Below are 625 nucleotides of genomic sequence, written 5' to 3'. Positions count from 1 at the left end.
GCATCAGCATTAATAAACAATCCCGATAGAGGTATTTCTGCTTTAGTTAATTGATCGGTTATATCTTCAAAATAGATTTCTATATCAAATAAATCATTGTGATTTCCAGCTATCGGTTCAGACATGGCTAAAGGTATGCCTTGACGATCTGTAAAATATAAGGAGTTTGTCGTCTTACGTTTTTTCCTACCTTGATAAGCAACCTGTTCTCCTCCTCTTAAAGCTGTGGTGTGACTGCCATCTAAATCTCCACTTGATAAATCAATAAGAGACTTATTCTTTTTTAATAATTCAGTCCAACAAGATTGCCATACACCAGCTTTGCACCAATTACGAAAATGACCAAATACTGTTTTATGACTTAATACTTGAGTGCTAAATAAAGCTTGAACTGGTAAATAACTCCACTGGATACCTGTTTTTAGTTTATATAATATAGCATTAACTATCTCATAAAGTGGAGCTTTTGATTTAAACCCTCTTTTTGGTAGGGGTAAGTGTGGTACTATATCTAATTCTATACTATCTTTGTGGAGTACTTGGTACACGGGGTTGTAGGTTTTGTTTGTTTAGCGACACAAATTTCTATAACCCTTCTTTATTTTACAAAAGTCAAGACGACTTC

1 protein-coding gene is annotated in these 625 nt (G+C 34.1%); it reads right to left on the bottom strand.

The annotated features are described in order from the left end of the window. The coding region (locus tag CF599_RS19280) for a transposase (RefSeq protein ID WP_143824846.1) at positions 1-548 on the bottom strand (548 nt) is incomplete at its 3' end. Positions 549-625 lie beyond the last annotated feature (77 nt).

Origin of the sequence: Myroides sp. N17-2 (genome assembly GCF_002286775.1) — a bacterium.
In the GTDB taxonomy this organism is placed as follows: Bacteria; Bacteroidota; Bacteroidia; order Flavobacteriales; family Flavobacteriaceae; genus Flavobacterium.
The sequence above is the reverse complement of the archived record's forward strand: the minus strand, read 5'-3'. Positions and strand labels throughout refer to the sequence as shown.